The sequence below is a fragment of the Blastomonas sp. CCH9-A1 genome, assembly GCF_001557175.1.
GTDB lineage: Bacteria > Pseudomonadota > Alphaproteobacteria > Sphingomonadales > Sphingomonadaceae > Blastomonas > Blastomonas delafieldii_A.
Map to the genome: position 1 here is coordinate 1 of NZ_LSHM01000027.1, position 2,349 is coordinate 2,349.

General features: G+C 63.0%; 1 protein-coding gene. It reads right to left on the reverse strand.

The window, feature by feature from the left end:
* A partial coding sequence (locus tag AX725_RS07685) for a Tn3 family transposase (protein WP_066119088.1) occupies positions 1–2,349 on the reverse strand: 2,349 nt, incomplete at both ends.

Genomic DNA, 2,349 nt, shown 5'->3' on the forward strand with positions numbered 1-2,349 from the left:
CTAGATTGAGGCCGGATGCCCGATATTGTTGCGCCTCATGGCTGCGGTCGATGATCCGGCCTTGGCGGAAGGTGTAGATTGCCTGCGTCAGGGCATGGCGTTGTTCGCTGTTGTTGAGACCAGCATGGCATCGCTGGCGCAGATCGGGATTTTCCAGCCAGTCCAGCATGAACAGGGTTCGCTCGATCTTGCCGATTTCCTGTAGCGCGACGTCGAGTTGGTTCTGCCGTTCGTACGCGGCGAGCTTTCGCAGCATGACCGATGGCGCGACATGGCCGGCCTTGATCGAGCCGACGAGGCGCAGCACGTCATCCCATTGTTCAGCGATGATGTCGGTGCGGATACGCTTGCCCATTAGCGGGGCGATGGCCGGATAGGCCTTAACCGGCGCGATCGGCGCGAGGCGCCGGTCTGGAAAGTCGCGCAGGCGCGGGCAGAAGCGAAATCCCAGCATCGCGCACAGGGCGAAGACATGATCGGTCGCCCCGCCAGTGTCGGTGTAATGCTCGACGATTTTCAGATCGGTGCCGTGGCTGGTGAGGCCGTCGAGAACATAGGGTGCCTCATGCGTCGCGGCAGAGATCACGTTGACGTGGTAAGGCGCACGCTGGTCGGAAACATGAGTGTAGAAGCTGAAGCCATGATCGACGCCATAGCGGGCGTTGATATCGCCGCCCGATGCACCGCGCTTCGCGCCCCTGAAGAACTGGCCATCGGAACTGGACGTTGTGCCGTCGCCCCATACGCGCGAGAATGGCAGGCGGTGATGCGCGTTGATGAGCACGGCCAGCGCCGCGCAGTAGCTGTCGTCGCGGATATAGGCGTCATGGGTCCACAGGAGCTGGTCGCGCGTCACGCCCTGGCTCGCGGCAGCCATGCGCGACAGGCCGAGATTGGTGGCATCCGCAAGGATGGTGGCGAGCAGCGCGTTTTCGTTGGGGCACGCTTCGCCGGTGCGCAGGTTCGTGAATGCAGCAAGAAAGCCGGTTTCCTGCGCCACTTCATGCAGCAGCTCGGTGATGCGGATGCGGGGCATCATCGCATCGAGCCGGTCAGCCAGCGCTTCGGCATCGGGCATCGCGATCGTGCGAACCGGGGATATCTGGAGGCGGCCGTCGCGGAACCGCACACCCTCCAGAGCGTCGCGCTTCAGGCGCTGGGCAAATTTCTTCAGTCGCCAGTCCAGTTCGCGGCCCCGTTGTTCGAGCCATTCGCTGGCTGTGGGTGGCAGACCAAGAGCCGACACGATTGGCTTCGCCTTCGGTTCGCTGAGCAGGTAGCTGTCGAACTGGCGGTATCCCGCCGATCGCTCCACCCAGACATCCCCCGAACGCAACTTGTTGCGCAGATGCGCGATCGTTGCGATTTCCCAGAGCCGCCGGTTGATCTTGCCGTTATCGCCAACGACGATTTTTCGCCATTCTTTACGGAAGGGCATCGGAGCGTCGGTAGGAAGATCGCGTTTGCCCGACCTGTTGAGGTCGCGCAGCATTTCGATGGCAGCGATCGTTTTCGCACTGCCCTTTCCGGCCCTGAACTGGAGCGTCTCAAGCAGGTCGGGGGCGAACTTGCGTAACGTCGCATAGCGGTCGGCCGCGACCGTCAGCGGATCGAGGTTGGCGGTTTCCGCGATGCTCGCCACTTCCGGCCTCGCCTTCATCAGGGTGTTCCACCCGACCGATGCGTCCAGGACCTCAATTGGATCTTCGCCAGTATCGACCGCATCGGTCAGCGCATCGATCGTTCTGCGAAAGATCAGCATCAGCCGCGCCACGTTCTTCGATGTGGCGGCATAGCTACGCGCCTGGGCATTCTTCGCGCGGGTGAAGATGCTGCCGATCAGCTTGTCCGCCATCTCCAGAGCGCTGTCGGTCAGCTGCTCTTCAAGATCGAGCAGGAAGGCAACCAGCGTGGCGCGCCGCCGGGAGGGAACGTATCGCTCGATCATATAGGCAGGCGATGCACGGCCTTCCCGGACATATTGCCGGAAGCGGTCCGCGTGGATGCGGCCAGCCACGTCCGGGGAGATGCCGATCTTCCGCACTTGCCGCAGGCGGTCGAGAATCTGGCGGATATGATCGGGCCTTGCCGCGATGGGAATGGTCTTGAGCGAAGCGAGCTGGCTCATGCCCCCGGCGTCGTCAAAGAGCTGGTCGAGGGCGTGGACCTGTTCAGCGCTGAGATCGTCGATCAGGGCATAGGCGGCTTGCTTGCGGGCACGCGCGCGCCCCGCGCTGCTGGCACGCTCGATGGTGGAGATGGACGGCAGCAGAATCCGGGCCTCACGAAGGGCGGTGACAACACCGGTCGCTATCGTCATCCCCTTGTCGGTCGCCCATGCCGTTTTCG